13 protein-coding genes, 1 tRNA gene and 1 other annotated feature are annotated in these 16,364 nt (G+C 67.4%); of the genes, 5 read left to right on the top strand and 9 right to left on the bottom strand.

Going from position 1 to position 16,364, the window contains the following annotated elements:
- Positions 1-43 precede the first annotated feature (43 nt).
- From pxpA to EMQ25_RS06935, 3 genes are read right to left on the bottom strand one after another with little or no spacing between them, the layout of a single operon-like run.
- On the bottom strand, positions 44-787 hold the full coding sequence (gene pxpA / locus EMQ25_RS06945) for a 5-oxoprolinase subunit PxpA (protein WP_127187824.1): 744 nt from the start codon (positions 785-787) through the stop codon (positions 44-46).
- Positions 784-1,668 (bottom strand): 5-oxoprolinase subunit C family protein, encoded by an 885-nt coding sequence (locus tag EMQ25_RS06940; RefSeq protein WP_127187823.1) that lies wholly within the window; start codon positions 1,666-1,668, stop codon positions 784-786. Before EMQ25_RS06940 ends, pxpA begins: the two co-directional genes overlap by 4 nt.
- Positions 1,665-2,333, bottom strand: coding sequence for a 5-oxoprolinase subunit B family protein (locus tag EMQ25_RS06935; protein ID WP_127187822.1), 669 nt, complete (start codon positions 2,331-2,333; stop codon positions 1,665-1,667). Before EMQ25_RS06935 ends, EMQ25_RS06940 begins: the two co-directional genes overlap by 4 nt.
- A gap of 154 nt (positions 2,334-2,487) precedes the next feature.
- Between EMQ25_RS06935 and EMQ25_RS06930 the strand changes: the two genes are divergently transcribed.
- Positions 2,488-3,210: a tetratricopeptide repeat protein gene (locus EMQ25_RS06930; protein ID WP_127187821.1), complete on the top strand. Its 723-nt coding sequence runs from the start codon at positions 2,488-2,490 to the stop codon at positions 3,208-3,210.
- A 117-nt stretch (positions 3,211-3,327) separates the two neighbouring features.
- Here the strand turns inward: EMQ25_RS06930 and EMQ25_RS06925 are convergent, their stop codons facing one another.
- Entirely contained in the window at positions 3,328-4,029 is a 702-nt protein-coding gene (locus tag EMQ25_RS06925; RefSeq protein ID WP_127187820.1) for a VIT1/CCC1 transporter family protein, read from the bottom strand.
- A gap of 261 nt (positions 4,030-4,290) precedes the next feature.
- Between EMQ25_RS06925 and EMQ25_RS06920 the strand changes: the two genes are divergently transcribed.
- Entirely contained in the window at positions 4,291-6,525 is a 2,235-nt protein-coding gene (locus tag EMQ25_RS06920) for a hypothetical protein (RefSeq protein WP_127187819.1), read from the top strand.
- A 350-nt stretch (positions 6,526-6,875) separates the two neighbouring features.
- Positions 6,876-6,931: a sequence feature (sul1 is cis-regulatory element that is thought to sense ions involved in sulfur or methionine metabolism; They are found in Alphaproteobacteria), on the top strand.
- Between the two features lie 61 nt (positions 6,932-6,992).
- Positions 6,993-8,477, top strand: a complete 1,485-nt coding sequence (locus EMQ25_RS06915) for a SulP family inorganic anion transporter (RefSeq protein WP_127187818.1) — start codon at positions 6,993-6,995, stop codon at positions 8,475-8,477.
- Between the two features lie 182 nt (positions 8,478-8,659).
- Here the strand turns inward: EMQ25_RS06915 and EMQ25_RS06910 are convergent, their stop codons facing one another.
- A complete protein-coding gene (locus EMQ25_RS06910) occupies positions 8,660-9,058 on the bottom strand; it encodes a winged helix-turn-helix transcriptional regulator (RefSeq protein WP_127187817.1) in 399 nt (132 codons plus the stop codon).
- A 51-nt stretch (positions 9,059-9,109) separates the two neighbouring features.
- On the opposite strand from EMQ25_RS06910, the gene EMQ25_RS06905 reads away from it, so the two are divergent.
- A complete protein-coding gene (locus EMQ25_RS06905; RefSeq protein WP_127187816.1) occupies positions 9,110-9,436 on the top strand; it encodes a nuclear transport factor 2 family protein in 327 nt (108 codons plus the stop codon).
- Positions 9,437-9,533: 97 nt separating this feature from the next.
- On the opposite strand, the gene EMQ25_RS06900 is transcribed toward EMQ25_RS06905, so the two are convergent.
- Both EMQ25_RS06900 and EMQ25_RS06895 read right to left on the bottom strand, forming a co-directional pair.
- Positions 9,534-9,621: transfer RNA gene (locus EMQ25_RS06900), tRNA-Ser, on the bottom strand.
- Positions 9,622-9,743: 122 nt separating this feature from the next.
- A complete protein-coding gene (locus tag EMQ25_RS06895; RefSeq protein ID WP_127187815.1) occupies positions 9,744-10,652 on the bottom strand; it encodes a TerC family protein in 909 nt (302 codons plus the stop codon).
- Positions 10,653-10,828: 176 nt separating this feature from the next.
- On the opposite strand from EMQ25_RS06895, the gene EMQ25_RS06890 reads away from it, so the two are divergent.
- Positions 10,829-11,998 (top strand): FAD-dependent monooxygenase, encoded by a 1,170-nt coding sequence (locus EMQ25_RS06890; protein ID WP_158625988.1) that lies wholly within the window; start codon positions 10,829-10,831, stop codon positions 11,996-11,998.
- Between the two features lie 57 nt (positions 11,999-12,055).
- Here EMQ25_RS06890 and EMQ25_RS06885 read toward each other — a convergent pair whose 3' ends face one another.
- Both EMQ25_RS06885 and mfd read right to left on the bottom strand, forming a co-directional pair.
- Entirely contained in the window at positions 12,056-12,727 is a 672-nt protein-coding gene (locus EMQ25_RS06885; RefSeq protein ID WP_127187813.1) for an invasion associated locus B family protein, read from the bottom strand.
- A 136-nt stretch (positions 12,728-12,863) separates the two neighbouring features.
- Positions 12,864-16,298 (bottom strand): transcription-repair coupling factor, encoded by a 3,435-nt coding sequence (mfd, locus tag EMQ25_RS06880; protein ID WP_127188154.1) that lies wholly within the window; start codon positions 16,296-16,298, stop codon positions 12,864-12,866.
- Positions 16,299-16,364 lie beyond the last annotated feature (66 nt).

Genomic DNA, 16,364 nt, shown 5'->3' with positions numbered 1-16,364 from the left:
TTGTCGGGCGGGATATGAAGGAGATCGCGGCCCGGCGCAAGGTTCAGAGGGCGGCGCGGATGGCGATGCCGGCCCCGGTCAATGCCGCGCGCACCGCACGGGCGATGGCGATGGCCTCGGGATTGTCGCCATGGATGCAGAGCGAGCGGGCGCGGGTGCGCAGGATCGTGCCGTCGCTGGCGACGAGCTCGCCCGATTCGGCGAGGCGAAGGGCGCGTGAGGCGATGGCGGCATGGTCGTGCAGGACGGCACCGGGTTCGGCACGGGGCACGAGGAGCCCGTCGGCGCGATAGGCGCGGTCGGCATAGGCTTCGGCGATGATTGCGAGGCCGAGGGCATCGGCGGCGCTGACCTGGGCGGTCGCGTCGAGCGCGAGGATGGCGAGGCCGGGATCGAAGGCGCGGACGGCCGAGAAGCAGTGGCGCGCGAGGGCCTCGTCTTCGGCGGCCATGTTGGCGAGCGCGCCGTGGAGCTTGACGTAGCGGAGCGGCACAGCCTCCTCGGCGGCGATGGCGGCGAGCGCTTCGAGCTGGGTGCGGAGCTGGCGCTCGAGGGTGGCGGGCGCGAGGGTGAGCCGGGTGCGGCCGAAATTTTCGGGATCGAGGAAGCCCGGGTGGTAGCCGGCGGTGACGCCATGGCGGCCGGCGGCGCGGAGGGCGGCGCGCATGGAGGCGGGGTCGCCGGCATGGCCGCCGCAGGCGATCGAGGCGCTCGAGACGATGGCGAGCATCTCGGCATCCCCGCCCAGGCCTTCGCCGAGATCGGCATTGAGATCGAGATGGGTCACGGGCGGGCTCTATCGAGAGTGACGGACCGGAAGCGGACGGGCGTGCCGGGGCGGAGCTGGGCGAAGCGGTCGCGATCGGCGGAGATGATGGTGGCGATGCGCGGATAGCCGCCGGTGGGCTGGTGATCGGCCATCAGCACGATGGGCGTGCCGTCGCCCAGGATCTGGATGTCGCCGGGGACGATGGCGTCCGACACGAGCGAGAGGATGGCGGCGCCGGCAAAGACCCCCTCCCCGTCATCGAGGCGGACGCCCATGCGGTCGAGCCGGCGCGAGACGGTGAAATCGGCCTCGAGGAAACGGGTGCGGAGCGCTGCGGGGAAGCGATCGGCATGGAGACCCCAGAGGATGCGGATGGGGCCATCGGCGGGTGCGGGTGGGACGGGTTTGGCGGGCTCCGGCGCGCAGGCGGGGCCGAGCGGGACGCTATCGCCCGGGGCGAGCGCGCGGCCGGCGAAGCCGCCGAGGCCGATGGTGAGATTGGTGGCGCGGCTGCCCATGAGGGGCGGCACGAGGATTTCCCGGTCGAGCCGCAGATAGCCGTAATTGCCCGAGGGGCCCGGCGCGATGGCGATGCGGTCACCGGGCGCGAGGCGGGCGTGGCCGGGCCAGGGGAGCGGGCTGCCATTGCGGGTGATGGCGAATGCCCCGCCGGCAAAGCCGATCAGCGTCGGGCCGCCCGCAAGGGTGAAGGCGAGGCCGGCGGCGGTGAATTCGAGCCCGGCGGTACCGCGGGCGGGAAGCGCGGCGCCGGCAGCGGCGAAGGCGGCGCGATCCATGGGGCCGGAGGCGGCGACGCCGTGGCGGAGCGCGCTGAAGCGGCCCGCATCCTGGATCGAGACGAGCGGGCCGGCACGGGTGATTTCGAGGGCGGCGCTCATGGAACGGACCGGAAGGCGACGAGATCGCCGGGGGCGAGGCGGGTGACGGGCTCGCGCGCCGGATCGAAATTGCGCAGATCGGTCCGCCCGATGACGTGCCAGCCGGTGGGGATGGCGGTGGCGGCGATCGCGGTCTGCCCGGCGGCAAAGAGCACGCTGCCCGCGGGCACCGAGCGGCGCACCGCCTGCCGGCGCGGCAGGTGGAGCGGCTCGGGATGGAAGCCACAATAGACGAAGCCGGGCGCAAAGCCGGTGGCGAGGACGCGGAGCGGGCCGGCGGCATGGGCGGACAGGAAGCCCGATCGGGTGAGGCCGGTGGCGGCGAGCACCTCTTTAAGATCGGGCCCGTCCGGGCCGCCATAGGCGATTGCGATCTCGTGGGTCACCGGGGATTCGGCTTCGGCGGGCGGGAGGCTGCCGACCCGGAGGCGGATTTCGCCCGCCAGATCGGCAAAGCGCGTTCTGCGCGGATCGTAGCGGAGGAGGACCGAGACGAGGCTGGGCTGGATTTCGAGCACGCCCTGTGGCGGGGCAGCGAGAAGCGCGCGGCCAAGCGCAATGGCGGCTCGGTTGGCCGGCTCGGAGAGCGCATCGGCAAAGCGGATGAGGAGCGCCGCATCGCCGAGGGGCAACAGCGTCGGGCGGAAGGACGGATCGGGACTCATCGGGCGGTGGCGGGCATCAACGGCATGGCGCGACGATAGGAGGGTTCGGGCGCGGGGCCAAGGGCAAGCGGGCCCCCTGCCCCGAACGGGGGGTTGTCTCACGCGTGGGGCAGCTTAGCCTTTGCGGGTTGGTTGAGTATGGCCGGGGTGAGGCATGGATTTTCGCGCGGCGTTTTCGCGGGTGCTGGGCGGGCGGCCCGCGGGGTTCGAGGATGGGGTGGCGGCCCATGAGGCGGGCGACTATGCCCGGGCGCTCGCGATCTTCGGGGGGCTGGCGGAGGCCGGAGACGCCGGGGCGGAATATTGGCTGGGGGCGATGCACCAGCTGGGACAGGGGGTGGCGCAGGACCATGCGGCCGCCCTCGCCCATTACCGGCGCGCGGCGGAAGCGGGGCACCTCCATGCGCAGTTCAGCATGGGGCTGGCGCACATGCTGGCGCGGGGCGTGGCGCGCGACCATGTCGAGGCGACGCGGTGGTACCGGATGGCGGCCGAAGGCGGGCTCGTGGACGCGCGCTACGCCATGGGGGTGGCGCACCGGGACGGGCTCGGGGCCGAGCGCGATGCGGACGAGGCCGTGCGCTGGTTCGCACTCGCCGCCGAACAGGGCGATGCGGCGAGCCAGTACGAAATGGGGATCCATTGCCTCTTCGGGGACGGGATTTCGCGTGACCCGGCGCGGGCGGTGCACTGGCTGGCGCTTGCGGCAGCGCAGGGCCATGCCGGGGCGCAGACGCGGCTCGGGCTGTGCCTGCGCGACGGCGTGGGGGTGGCGCCCGACGAGGCGGATGCGCGCCGGATGCTGGAGCTGGCGGCGGCACAGGGGGATGGGCTTGCCCGCCATGCGCTCGAGAAGACCGCGAGCGGCGCCGCATAGAAAAGCCGCCTGCCCCAGGGGAGGACAGGCGGCCAGGTCGGTCAGGCGTCGTTTGTCGTTGCGAGGGGAGAATGCGGGGCGCGCACATGGGTTGCGCGGCTAACCGATGTTAATCCTTCAGACGACGGTGCCGAAAAGCGCGCCGATGGCGGCGGTGAGGCCCATGGCGAGCGCGCCCCAGAAGGTGACGCGCAGGGTGGGCCGGAGGATGCCGGCGCCCCCTGCCCTCGCCCCGAGCGCGCCGAGGAGCGCGAGGAAGGCGAGCGAGGCGAGCGCCACGCCCCCGACAAGCAGCGATGGCGGCAGGACGAACACCATGAGGAGCGGCAGCGCGGCCCCCACCGCAAAGGTGGCGGCGGAGGTCAGCGCCGCCTGCACCGGGCGGGCGGTGGTGATCTCGGAGATACCGAGCTCGTCGCGCGCATGGGCGCCGAGCGCATCGGCTGCCATCAGCTGGTCGGCGACCTGCCCGGCGAGAGCGGGATCGAGACCGCGCCTGACGTAGATTTCGGCAAGCTCGGCGCGCTCGAACTCGGGCTGGGTCTCGAGCTCGGCCCGCTCGCGCGCGAGATCGGCCCGCTCGGTATCGGACTGGGAACTGACCGAGACATATTCGCCCGCCGCCATGGACATGGCGCCCGCCACGAGCCCGGCAACGCCCGCGATCAGCACTTCGGACGTGCCCGCCGAGGCCGCGGCGACGCCGACGATGAGGCTGGCGGTGGAGACGATCCCGTCATTGGCCCCCAGCACCGCCGCCCGCAGCCAGCCGATCCGCTCAATCAGATGATTTTCGCGATGGGGATGGAATGGCGACATGTCGGGCCTCCGGGGGCGGAGGATAGCAGGTGTAGGGTGTGGGCGGGAGGGGGTGTGGGGGGTGTCGGTCGGGATACGACGCCATCCCGGCCGGTCGATTGGACTTGGTAACTTCCGATAAGCGGACACTGTCAGGCCGCCCAACTATCAGGTGGACGCAGCCACCTCCCACTTGGCACATCGGTTGCCGCTACCAGCATAGTGGACCCAACCCAGATGCCAAAGGATCAATCTCGGGCTAGTGTTCAGGCGGAGGTAAACATGGCATTCGAGGGCACTACCGAAGACCAGCTAGAGGCAACGGCCGCCTCTCTCCTCTCAGATATGGAAGATCTGGCCGCACGGATGCGGGCGATCATTGCCGCGCAGCCACCGCACGACCTGCTGGGATACATCCAGGCGCAGCGGGCTATGGGTGCCATGTTCGAATCCGACGCGGAACACCCGAAAGAAACGGACGCGACGCGGTTAGACCTGATCAACGATAGCCAGTTCCTGCTTGAGTACGTCCACGCTGTCCTGGCGTCGGACCCCGAGACGGACGCGGAGTTCGACGAGGCCGCCTGTGTCGAACTTTGTGAACTCAGCAAGAAACTGCGAATGCAGGCCATCATCCACGCCATGGCCACCTCGGCAGACACCGAAACCGGCATCTTCGGACCAAGCACGGCTGAATTGCAGTTCCGGGCGAAATCCAACTGGGTCATGCTGCGGGGTAATCGATACCAAGTCCTAGAAGGCGAATTTTTCGCCTATGTGCTGGCCCCACACGACGGGATGCTGCGCGATGCGTATGGTGTGGGCGCTGCCGATATTGCGGCGGGCTTTCAGGACATGGCTGACGCTGCCCGTGCCGGCCACGCCAACGCCTTTGACGAGGTTGCCAAACACTTTGACGCCGCACAAGCCTTTGCGGAGGCTCGGGGGAAGTCATTTGATGAAGTGGCGGCCGAGTGGGCCGAAACCCATTCCGCTGATATTCGGGCGGCGGCGCTTGCCATGGATGACATGGTTAGGGGTGGCACAAGCAACGTGAGCCGTCACACGAAGCTCCCCGGCGACCTTCTAGCCGACCTGGCTTACCGACGCGGCGAGGAAACGGAGTTCTTTGCTCCCGGTTCCTATGCCGGGACACCATATAGGACGTTGCCCGCGCGGAAGAAGCCGCTAATCCAGCTAGGCAAGGAATACTACGCCGTCGATCCGTGCCTGCCTCGCGACGCGGGCTACCGCGCGTTGCTTTGGAACCTGCTGAACCGCAAGCCGGAGTACAAAAAGGACTTTGAGGACCGCCAGAAGGCTCTGGGTGAGACCGCATTCGCTGACCTGCTATCTTCGCAGCTGGAAGGCGCGACGATCTACAACGAGGTCTACTACCGCGACCCCGTAAGCCGGCAGTGGGTAGAGAATGATACGCTCATTCTTCTCGACGATGTGCTGTTTCTGGTTGAGGCCAAGGCGGGTGCCGCCGCTACAATCGCCTCTCCCGCCCTCGACTTCGATCGCCACGCACAAGCAGTGCAGGACCTTGTGGTCAAAGCCTACAAACAATGCAGGAGATTTTTCGACTATCTCGACTCCGCGGACGAGGTGCCGATTTTCACCTGGACGGGCAAGAAGTACCTCGAGTGCGGCCGCCTTCGGCGCGCGGACTATCGCGCCATGTTTCCGGTTGGCCTTACAGTAGAGTCGTTTTCGCCGTTTTCCGCCTTCTGCAAGGAACTTCCGGAAATCCTACCAATACTGGGGAGACACGCATTCGTGTCCCTCTCGATTGACGACCTCTTCGTACTGCGGCGCTTCCTGCCCACGGCGGGTGAGTTTGCGCATTACATGGAGGTGCGCCAGGCCGTTGCGGGCATGCGCGGTGCCCACCTGTTCGATGAGTTGGACCATCTGGGAGCCTACATCTGGAAGAACCGGTTTGACATGGAGATCGCGGACCAGCAGCGAGCGCAAGGGCGGCCCAGCCTAATAATCTGGGACGGCATGAGCGAGAAGGTGGACCGTCACTTCGAAGGTGAGGATTGGGCGGCGCGCCCTATTCCGCGTCAAGCCTATCCTGATGGAGTTTTGCAGCTGCTCGCGGCATTAGAAAAAACGGGCGCAGCCGGGAGGCTGGGTGCGGACAGCCATATCCGCAACTATGATGAGAACACCCGTGTCGAGCTTGCCAAGATGCTTGAGAAGTGTCTTGGGACCCTCAAAGAGCATCCTGCGCGGTACTTTTTGATCGCGGGCGAACCTTCTCTGTTCGTGTGGCTTCAACGAGCAGATGCCGCTCTAGATTGGGCCTCGATGCAAGACAAGGCCAGTGCGGCGGCGCTCTCCGTGCAGGCGATGAGTGTTGTCGGACTGGTGGTGGCGGCGTATGCGGGCGGCGACATTGTCGATGCGCGGCAGGTTCAAGTGGCGGTTCCAAGGACGAAGACCGCGGACAACGCGCACATATATATGGATGCGGAACGGATGTCTGGTCGTGCAGTGAAGCTCTAGCGAACGATCGGTGACTGGCTGCCACCGAAGCTTGGGATGGGCGCCGCAAGCGGAGACTAGTGTGGCCATCGAGTACCAGCCGTAATGGGCGCTGGTCGCACGTAAAGGTCCCACTACAGAGTGCGCAACCCCACCCGGACCGTCCGGTTCTCGTCAAGCAGCTCCCATAAGCTGCCAGTCTCCAACCCACCACCATCCGGTCGCAGGAAGCGCGGCGGCGACAGTGGCGCGGTGCACGGTCTCTGCGCAGCGGTCGGCTATGGCCATCAAGTCCGCCTGAACCCGCCGCCCCCTCCCCCAACTTATCAGTTGTTGCCTCATCCCGAGTGTGGCAAAGGGTGGGCACTCATCCTGGACCCGGTGCAATTCCGGGTGGCTCTTCCGGCCGCCGATCCGCCGGACAATCAAGAAAACCCAGATTTGCCCGGGCGCGCCTTGCGCACCGCCGGCTGGGATTTGTGATCTTGATGCTCAAAATCGAAACCATCCGCCGTGACTGGTTCACGGATATCCGTTCAAACGTGCTTTCGGGCGTGGTCGTCGCCCTTGCCCTGATCCCCGAGGCGATCGGCTTTTCGATCATCGCCGGGGTCGACCCGCGGGTCGGGCTCTACGCTTCGGTGGTGATCGCCATCGTCATCTCGTTCGCGGGCGGCAGGCCGGCGATGATCTCGGCTGCGACAGCCGCCACGGCGGTGCTGTTCGGTGCGCTGGTGCGCGATCATGGCCTCGACTATCTGCTGGCGGCGACCATTCTCGCGGGGATCATCCAGATCGTCGCGGGCTGGCTGCGCGTGGGCTACATCATGCGCTTCGTGTCGCGCTCGGTGCTGACGGGGTTCGTCAATGCGCTGGCGATCCTCATCTTCATGGCGCAACTGCCCGAACTCATCGGCGTCACGTGGGAAACCTATCTGATGATCGCGGCGGGCCTTGCGATCATCTATCTCTTTCCGCGCATCACGCGGGCCATCCCCTCCCCGCTGGTCTGCATTCTCGTTCTGACCGGGGTGGCGCTCGCCATCGGCATCGACATCCGCACCGTGGCCGATCTCGGGGAATTGCCCGATGTCCTGCCCGTGTTGCTCTTTCCCAACGTGCCCTTTACCCTCGAGACGCTCCTGATCATCCTGCCCACTTCGGCGGCGGTGGCGGCGGTGGGGCTGCTCGAAAGCCTGCTGACGGCCTCGATCGTCGACCAGATGACCGATACGGGCAGCGACAAGAACCGCGAGAGCGTGGGCCAGGGGATCGCCAATATCGCGAGCGGCCTCTTCGGCGGGATGGCCGGCTGCGCGATGATCGGGCAGTCCGTCATCAACGTGAAATCGGGCGGCAGGACGCGCCTCTCCACCTTCGTGGCGGGGGCGTTCCTGCTGTTCCTGCTGCTGGTGCTTGGGGATCTCGTCGGGCTCATCCCGATGCCGGCGCTGGTCGCCATCATGATCATGGTGTCGGTCAGCACGTTCCGCTGGACATCGCTGCGGGACCTCGCCCACCATCCGCGGCGCTCGAGCCTCGTGATGCTCGCAACCGTCATGGTGGTGGTGTGGACGCACAATCTGGCGCTGGGCGTGGGCGTGGGCGTGCTGCTGTCGGGCATCTTCTTTGCCTGGAAGGTCGCGCAGATCTTCCGCCTCACCTCCCGGCTCTCCGAGGACGGGATGCGGCGCGACTATCTGGTCGAGGGGCAATTGTTCTTCGCGTCGGCGGAGGATTTTCTGGGCGCCCTCGACTTCGCCGAGCCGGTGAAGACGGTCGTCATCGATGTGAGCAAGGCCCATATCTGGGACCTGACGGGCGTCAACGCCATCGATATCGCGGTGCTGAAGTTCCGCCGGGCGGGTGTCGAGGTGGAGGTGATCGGCCTCAACGAGGCGAGCGCCACGATCATGGACAGCCTTGCGAGGCACGACCAGCCCAACGCGATGGCGAAGGTGCTGGGGCATTAGGCTGCGGCGGGGGGGCGTCAGGCGGAGGCGTCTTCGTTTTTGGTCGAGGAGGTCAGCCCTCGACCGTAAGCGATGAGCCATCACCGAGCGCGATGATTTCGGCTTCCTGGGCGGCGCCAGCGGCGCTCATCAGGCCAGAGAGGATGCCCTCCCCCGATCGGGGGGCGGGGACACGCTCGTTTCTAGGGGGCTGCGGGATCGGGCGACGGGGTATGCTCGCTGCGCTCTGCGCTCCAGGCGAGGAGGGCGTCGAGCGCGGGGCAGAGGGCCTGGCCCCACTCGGTGAGGCAATATTCGAACTTGGGCGGCACCTGGTGGTGGACGATCCTCCTCACGATGCCATCGGCTTCGAGCTGGCGGAGCTGCTGGATCAGCATTTTCTGCGAGATGCCGGCGATGGCGCGTTCAAGGTCTGAAAAGCGCCGGACCTGGCCGCCGAAGAGATGGAAGAGGATGATGAGCTTCCACCGGCCCTCGAGCATCCGCAGGACGCTCTCGACGCCATCGGCGGCGGATTCCCGCGTGTGGGAATTGGGCTCACCTGCGGGTAAGTACCCTACTTTTTCGTCCGTTCTTGTCATCCCGTCAGATTAGGCCGATCTCAGCGCGGAGACAATCGATGGAGATTTTCGATGCCAATCCCCCTGCCCGCGCCGATCGCGGCGTATTTTGCCGCCGATCGTGAGGACGCCGACGCCGTCGCCCGGTGCTTTACCGAAACGGCCGTCGTTTCGGACGAGCGCCAGACCCATGTGGGGCGCGACGCCATCCGGAAGTGGAAGACGGAGACTTCGAGCAGATTCAGCTACCGCACCGAGCCGTTCGCGGTTGCGGAGGCGGATGGCGAGACGGTGGTGACCGGGCATCTGACGGGCGATTTCCCGGGCAGCCCGATCGATCTGCGCTATGCGTTCGTACTCGAGGGCGAGAAGATCGCGCGGCTCCGCATCGCGCCGTGACGGGACCAGAGCGTGAACGTAAGAATGGCTAACCTCGGGATAGGTTAGCCAAGTCCAGCCCTTAACCACTTAAAATCATTGATGACGAACGAGGGGGTGGCGGAAGGGGTGGGATTCGAACCCACGGATGGTTGCCCATCGGCGGTTTTCAAGACCGCTGCAATCGACCACTCTGCCACCCTTCCGGACCCGGCGGGCGCGGGGCCGGCCGGGGCGTTTGCGGTTTAGGCTTTTTGGGGCGGGCTGTCCAGATCGGCTCGCGGGATGAGAAGCCCCGGCCGCGGGCTGGACGCGGCCGGGGGAGACGTCACTTCTTGCGGGGCGCGGATTTGGGGCGGGCGCGGGCGCGGCTCGCCGGGGTCGAGCGTGGGCGGATGCGCGGTTCGGCCGGCTCGGCGAGAACCGGGCCGGGACCCGAGGGGATCGCTGCGGCGAGCGCCCCCTGCCCCGGCAGCGTCGCGGCTGCGGCAAGGCGCGTGGGGTTGGCCGTGTGGCGAGCCTTTCGCCGCCGGGCGAAGATGTGGAACGCCTCGACCAGCACCGAGAAGGCCATGGCCGAATAGATGTAGCCCTTGGGGATGTGGAAACCGAGCCCGTCGGCGACCAGCGATACGCCGATCAGCAGGAGGAAGGCGAGCGCCAGCACCTTGGTGGTGGGATTTTCCGCAACGAAATGCGCGATCGGGCCCGAGGCGAGGAACATCACCGTAACCGCGACGAGCACGGCGGCGATCATCACGACGACCTGGTCGGCGGGCACCATGCCGACGGCCGTGACGATGGAATCGATCGAAAAGACCATGTCGATGATGACGATCTGCCCGATGATGGCCGAGAAGGTCGCCGAGACGGCTTTCTTTTCAAGATCGGCCTCGTGCGGCTCCTCGATCTCGGCATGCATTTCGTGGGTGGCCTTGTAGATCAGGAAGAGGCCGCCGGTGAGAAGGATGATGTCCTTCCAGGAGAGATCGAAGCCGAAGGCGCTGATCACCGGCTGGGTGAGCCCGATGATCCATGTGATCGCGAACAGCAGCAGGATGCGGAAAACGAGCGCGAGGCCGATGCCGATCTTGCGCGCACGGTCGGCCTCGGCGGCGGGGAGCCGCGAAACGAGGACCGAGATGAAGACGATATTGTCGATGCCGAGGACGATCTCCATGACCGTCAGGGTGCCAAACGCGATCCAGATGGTGGGATCGGTGAGAAGTTCCAGCATTTGAAGGGGGCTCCGGGCCAGTGCCTTGGCGAATGTAGCGCGGCCGGTGCGCCCTGCCCATGGGCTTTGCATGGGGCGCGGACGGGCCGGACGTGCGCCAATAACGCGCGGCCGGTCGGCTGGTTCAGCACGGTACGGAATGTTACGTCTCTCTCATGAAACGGCAGGAGGCGGCGATGGTCCGGGTCCATGAAGCAGTGGTCGTAGGCGGGGGGCTGACCGGGCTCGGTGCGGCGCATGCACTGGCGCGGGCCGGGGTCGACACGCTTCACCTCGCGCCGAAAGGGCGGCCCGATGCGCGGACTTCGGCGCTGATGATGCCGAGCGTGCAGTATCTGGCGGAGGCCGGGCTGCTGGCCGATCCGGCGGCGATCGGGACGGCGCTCGAGGCGATCCGGATCATCGATGCGACGGACCGGCTGGTGCGGGCGCCCGAGACGCTCTTCGAGGCGCGCGAGGCAGGGCTCGAGGCTTTCGGGTGGAACCTGCCCAATGCACGGCTGGCCGAAGCCTTCGAGGCGGCGGGACGCGCCCTGCCCGGCCTGACGACGCTCGACATCGGCATGAGCGCGATGGCGGCGGGCGAGAACGGCAGCCATCGGCTGACGCTCGGGGACGGCTCGATCGTCGAAGCGGCGCTGGTGGTGGGCGCGGACGGCAAGGGGTCGCCCGTGCGCGGCGCAGCAGGGCTCAGGGTACGCGAGCGGGCGTTCCGGCAGGCCGCTCTCGTCTGCGACCTGACGCTGGAGCGGCCGCTCGAGGGCGTCTCTGTGGAATTTCACTATCCGGACGGGCCGTTCACGCTCGTGCCGGCGGGGGAGAACCGGGCCAACCTCGTCTGGATCGACCTGCCCGAACGGCTCGAGGCCGCGCGAGGCGCGGGCGAAGCAGGCTTTGCGGCAGCGCTGATGGCGAAGTCGAAAGGTCTATTCGGGGCGCTGAAGCCGGTGACCGGCGCTTTCGTCTTTCCGCTCAGCACGCTCGGGGTCGACCTCGCCGGGCGCGACGGAGTGGTGCTGGTGGGGGAATCGGCGCACGCGTTCCCGCCCATCGGCGCGCAGGGGCTGAACCTCGGGTTGCGCGACGTGGCCGATCTGGCGCGTGTCATCGCGCTCGAGGGCGGGCGGCAGGAGGGCTGGGCGGAGCGGGTCAGTGCAGACTATGCCCGATCGCGGGCGCCCGACCTGTTGCGCACGGGCGCGATGGTGGACGGGCTCTTCCGCTCGCTGTTGAGCGAAATGCTGCCCGCACAGACCGCGCGGGCGGGCGGGCTCTGGGCGCTGAAGCTGCTGCCGGGCCTGAGGCGCCGCGCCTTCGGGCTGGGCATGGGCGCAACAGGGCGCTGAGGCCATGAAAAAGGGCGCCCGAGGGCGCCCTTCGCATGTGGGTCGATGCGAGCCCGATCAGGGCGCGGCCGGAGCCTCGGGAGCAGCCGGCGCGGCGCCGGCACCGTCGAGCTGCTGGCGCATCTGCTGGGCGCGATCCTGAAGGACCTGCTCGAGGGCGGAAGGCGTCGTGCTTTCCTGGGCGAATTCGTCGAAGGTCAGCGTCGCCTCGCCATCATAGACGGAGGTGAAGCCGGCCAGATCAATCTCGATGACGAGATCCTGATTCTGCCGGTTCTTGGCGGTGAGCTTGAGCTTGCCGCCGCGCTTCAGCGACGTCACATAGGCTTCGTTGATGACGAGCTGGGTGGCGCAGGACTGCGGGTCGCACAGCATGAAGGGCACGCGGATCGGGTTGCCGCCATCGATCTGCCAAGTAAGGCCGAAGGGCAGCAGCACGCCGAGCGGAACCGCGGCGACGGCGAGCAGGCGGCTCTCCTGACCCGGATCGTCGCGCAGCAGGAAGGAACCGAGGAACTGGCCATTGTTCAGCACGACCTGGCGCATGATGCAGGCTTCTTCGCCATTATCGAGCGGGTCGCAGACCTTGAGCCAGTTCTGCTCGGGCGTGCGCGGCGCGGCAGCGGCGGCAGGCGCTGCGGCCTCGCCATTCTGCGCGAACGCAGCACCGGCCGGCATGACGAGGGCCGCGGCTGCTAGACCGGCGAGGAGAATGTTTTTGAGGGTCATCGAGTGTCCTTGGAGCTCCCTTGGCAGGTCCGGTGACGCTCGGCCATCCGGCTGTAGACCACGCCCTTCAAGGGCTCAAATCGGGCAATAACATGACACCCCGCCCTTACAGAAGCGTTATCGCAGAAGGTGTTGCCTAGGCGCTGCTGCCTTCGGCGAGGCGGGCAAGGCGCGCAAGGATTGCCGCGGTGCCCTTGAGGCGCTGCTCGGGCGTCGGCCAGTTGCGCGCAAAGACGAGCTTCTGGTCGGGCTTGATGCGGACATTGCTCGCCGGATCTGAGACGAGGCGCACGAGACCGGCCGGATCGGGGAACTCGTTGTTGCGCAGCGTGACGACTGCGCCCTTGGGCCCGGCATCGACCTTTTCGACATTGGCGGTGCGGCAGAGCGCTTTGACCAGGATGATCTTGAGGAGCGCCTCCACCTCGTCGGGCAAAGGACCGAATCGGTCGATGAGCTCTGCGCCCAGCGCGTCGATCTCGCGGGCATCGGCGAGATCGCCGAGGCGGCGGTAGAGCTGCATGCGCAGCTGCAGATCAGGCACGTAGTGCTCTGGGATCATCACCGGCATGCCGAGCGAGATCTGCGGGCTCCACTCATTGGTATCCTCGTACTCCGCCTCGCCCGAGCGGAGGGCGGCGACGGCTTCCTCCAGCATGGACTGATAGAGCTCGAAGCCCACTTCGCGGATGTGCCCGGACTGCTCCTCGCCGAGGAGATTGCCGGCGCCGCGGATGTCGAGATCATGGCTTGCGAGCTGGAAGCCGGCGCCGAGGCTTTCGAGCGATTGCAGGACCGTGAGGCGCCGCTCGGCGGTATCGGTGAGCTTCCGGTCCGCAGGGACGGTGAAGAGCGCGTAGGCGCGCTGCTTGGAGCGCCCGATGCGGCCGCGGATCTGATAGAGCTGGGCAAGGCCGAAATGATCGGCCCGATGCACGATCAGCGTGTTGGCATTGGGGATGTCGAGGCCCGATTCGACGATGGTGGTGGCGACGAGGACATCGAACTTGCCGTCGTAGAAATTGTTCATGATGTCGTCGAGCTCGCCCGGCGCCATCTGGCCATTGGCGACGACGAAGGAGACTTCGGGCACCTGGGTGCGCAGGAACTCGGCGATGTCGACCTGGTCCTTGATGCGCGGAACCACATAGAAGGACTGGCCGCCGCGGTATTTCTCGCGCAGCAGCGCCTCGCGGACGCTGAGCGCGTCGAAGGGCGAGATGAAGGTGCGGATGGCGAGGCGATCGACGGGCGGGGTCGCGAGGAGGCTCAGATCGCGCACGCCGGTGAGCGCCAGCTGCAGGGTGCGCGGAATCGGTGTCGCGGTGAGGGTCAGGACGTGGACGTTGTCGCGGAGCTCCTTGAGGCGCTCCTTGTGCGCGACGCCGAAATGCTGCTCCTCATCGACGATGAGGAGCCCCAGATCGGCGAACTTCACGGTCTTGGAGAGGAGGGTGTGGGTGCCGACGACGATGTCGACCTGGCCCGCGGCGAGGCCCTCCTTGGTTGCCTTGAGCTCGGCGGCGCTGACGAGGCGGGAGGCCTGCGCGACGCGCACCGGGAGGCCGGAGAAGCGCTCGGCGAACGTGCGGTAGTGCTGGCGCGCGAGGAGCGTCGTGGGCACGACGACGGCGACCTGGCGACCCGATAGCGCGACCGCGAAGGCGGCGCGGAGCGCGACCTCGGTCTTGCCGAAGCCCACATCGCCGCAGACGAGCCGGTCCATGACGCGCCCGGAGGTCAGATCGTCGAGCACGGCGCCGATGGCGTTGAGCTGGTCCTCGGTCTCGTCATAGGGGAAGCGGGCCGCGAATTCATCATAGGCGCCGACCGGATATTCGATGGGTTCGGCGCGCGAGAGCTGGCGGGCGGCCGCGATCTTGATGAGCTGCTCGGCCATCTCGCGGATGCGTTTCTTGAGCTTCCCCTTCTTGGCCTGCCACGCCACGCCGCCGAGCCGGTCGAGCTCGCCACCCGTTTCTTCCGAGCCGTAGCGGGAGAGCAGCTCGATGTTCTCGACGGGGAGGTAGAGCTTGTCGCCGCGCGCGTATTCGATCTCGACGCAATCATGGGGCGCGCCTGCCGCTTCGATGGCCTTGAGGCCGATGAAGCGGCCGATGCCGTGATCGACGTGGACGACGAGATCGCCGGCGGCGAGGCTGGTCGCCTCGGTGAGCGCGTCGCTCGCCTTCTTGCGGCGCTGCGGGCGCAGGAGGCGTTCGCCCAGAATGTCCTGCTCGGAGAGGACGAGCATTTCGTCCGTTTCGAAGCCGGATTCGAGCCCCAGGACGACGAGCGCGGTGGTGTTGGGCGAGGTGGTCGCCGCATCCTGCCAATTGGCGGCGAGACGCGGATGGGCGAGCCCGTGATCGGCAAGGACCTGTGCCATGCGATCGCGCGAACCCTCGCTCCAGCAGGCGATGATCGTGCGGCGGCCGGATTTGCGCTGCTCCTTGAGGAGCGCGACGACGGCGGCGAAGAGGTTGGTCTCGGGGCTCGCGCGCTCGGCAGCGAAATTGTGCGCGAGCCGGCCGCCGGCATCCTCGATGCCCCTGCCCTCGCCCGGCACGAAGGGCGTGAACTGGACGATGTCGCCGCCCGGCAGGTGGGCGATGTCGGCCTCGATCTCGTAGAGTTCGCCGGGTGGCACGGGCTTGTAGGGGGCGCCGGAGGTCGTCGCCTGCTTTGCGGTGCGGGCGTCCTCGCGGGCCTCGTAATAGTCGGCAATCTGGGTCTGGCGGTCGGCAAAGGCCTCGCGCACCTGATCATCGAGGACGAAAGGCGCATCGCCCACATAGTCGGCGAGCCGGTCCATGTGGTCGTAGAAGAAAGGGATCCAGTGCTCCAGGCCGGGAAAGCGCTGCCCGGCGCTGATGCTGGTGTAGAGCGGATCATCGACCGTGTTGCCGCCGAAGGCGGCGGTGTAGCGGGTGCGGAAACGGCGGATGGTCTCGGCGTCGAGCACCACCTCGCTCATCGGCGCGAGCGCAATGCGCTTGAGATTGCCCGTGCTGCGCTGGCTGTCGGGATCAAAGGTGCGGATGGTTTCGAGCTGGGCGCCGAAGAAATCGAAGCGCAGCGGGCTCTCCATGCCGGCGGGGAAAAGATCGATCAGCCCGCCGCGAACCGCATATTCGCCGGTCTCGCGGACGGTGGGGACGCGCAGATAGCCATTATTGGCGGCCCAGGCGATGAGCTTTTCGCTATCAACCACCTGCCCGGCGGCCGCCGAGAAGCTCATGGTCGCGACGGTTTCGCGCGGCGGGAGCTTCTGGATCAGCGCGTTGACGGCGGTGAGGACGATGGCGCCTTTGGTCGCCGGATCGGTGAGCGCGGCGAGCGCGGTCATGCGGGCGGAAATGGTGACGCCATTGGGCGAGACGCGGTCATAGGGCAGGCAGTCCCAGGCCGGCAGGGTGAGCACCGGATGGCCGGGCAGCATCTGCTCGAGGATCTCCGCCATGCGCTGCAGGCGCCTGCCGTCGCGCGCAACGAAGACGGCGGCGACCGGCGCGTCGGGCTCGGCAGCGAGGCGCTGCTCGAGCTGGCGCGCGAGCACGATCGGCTGCATGCCGTCGGGCACATTGGCGATGGTGCGGATCGGGGACGGAAGGTCCGTCTTGGACGTCTTTGCGGT

Source organism: Arsenicitalea aurantiaca (genome assembly GCF_003994485.1).
In the GTDB taxonomy this organism is placed as follows: domain Bacteria; phylum Pseudomonadota; class Alphaproteobacteria; order Rhizobiales; family Devosiaceae; genus Arsenicitalea; species Arsenicitalea aurantiaca.
The sequence above is the reverse complement of the archived record's forward strand: the minus strand, read 5'-3'. Positions and strand labels throughout refer to the sequence as shown.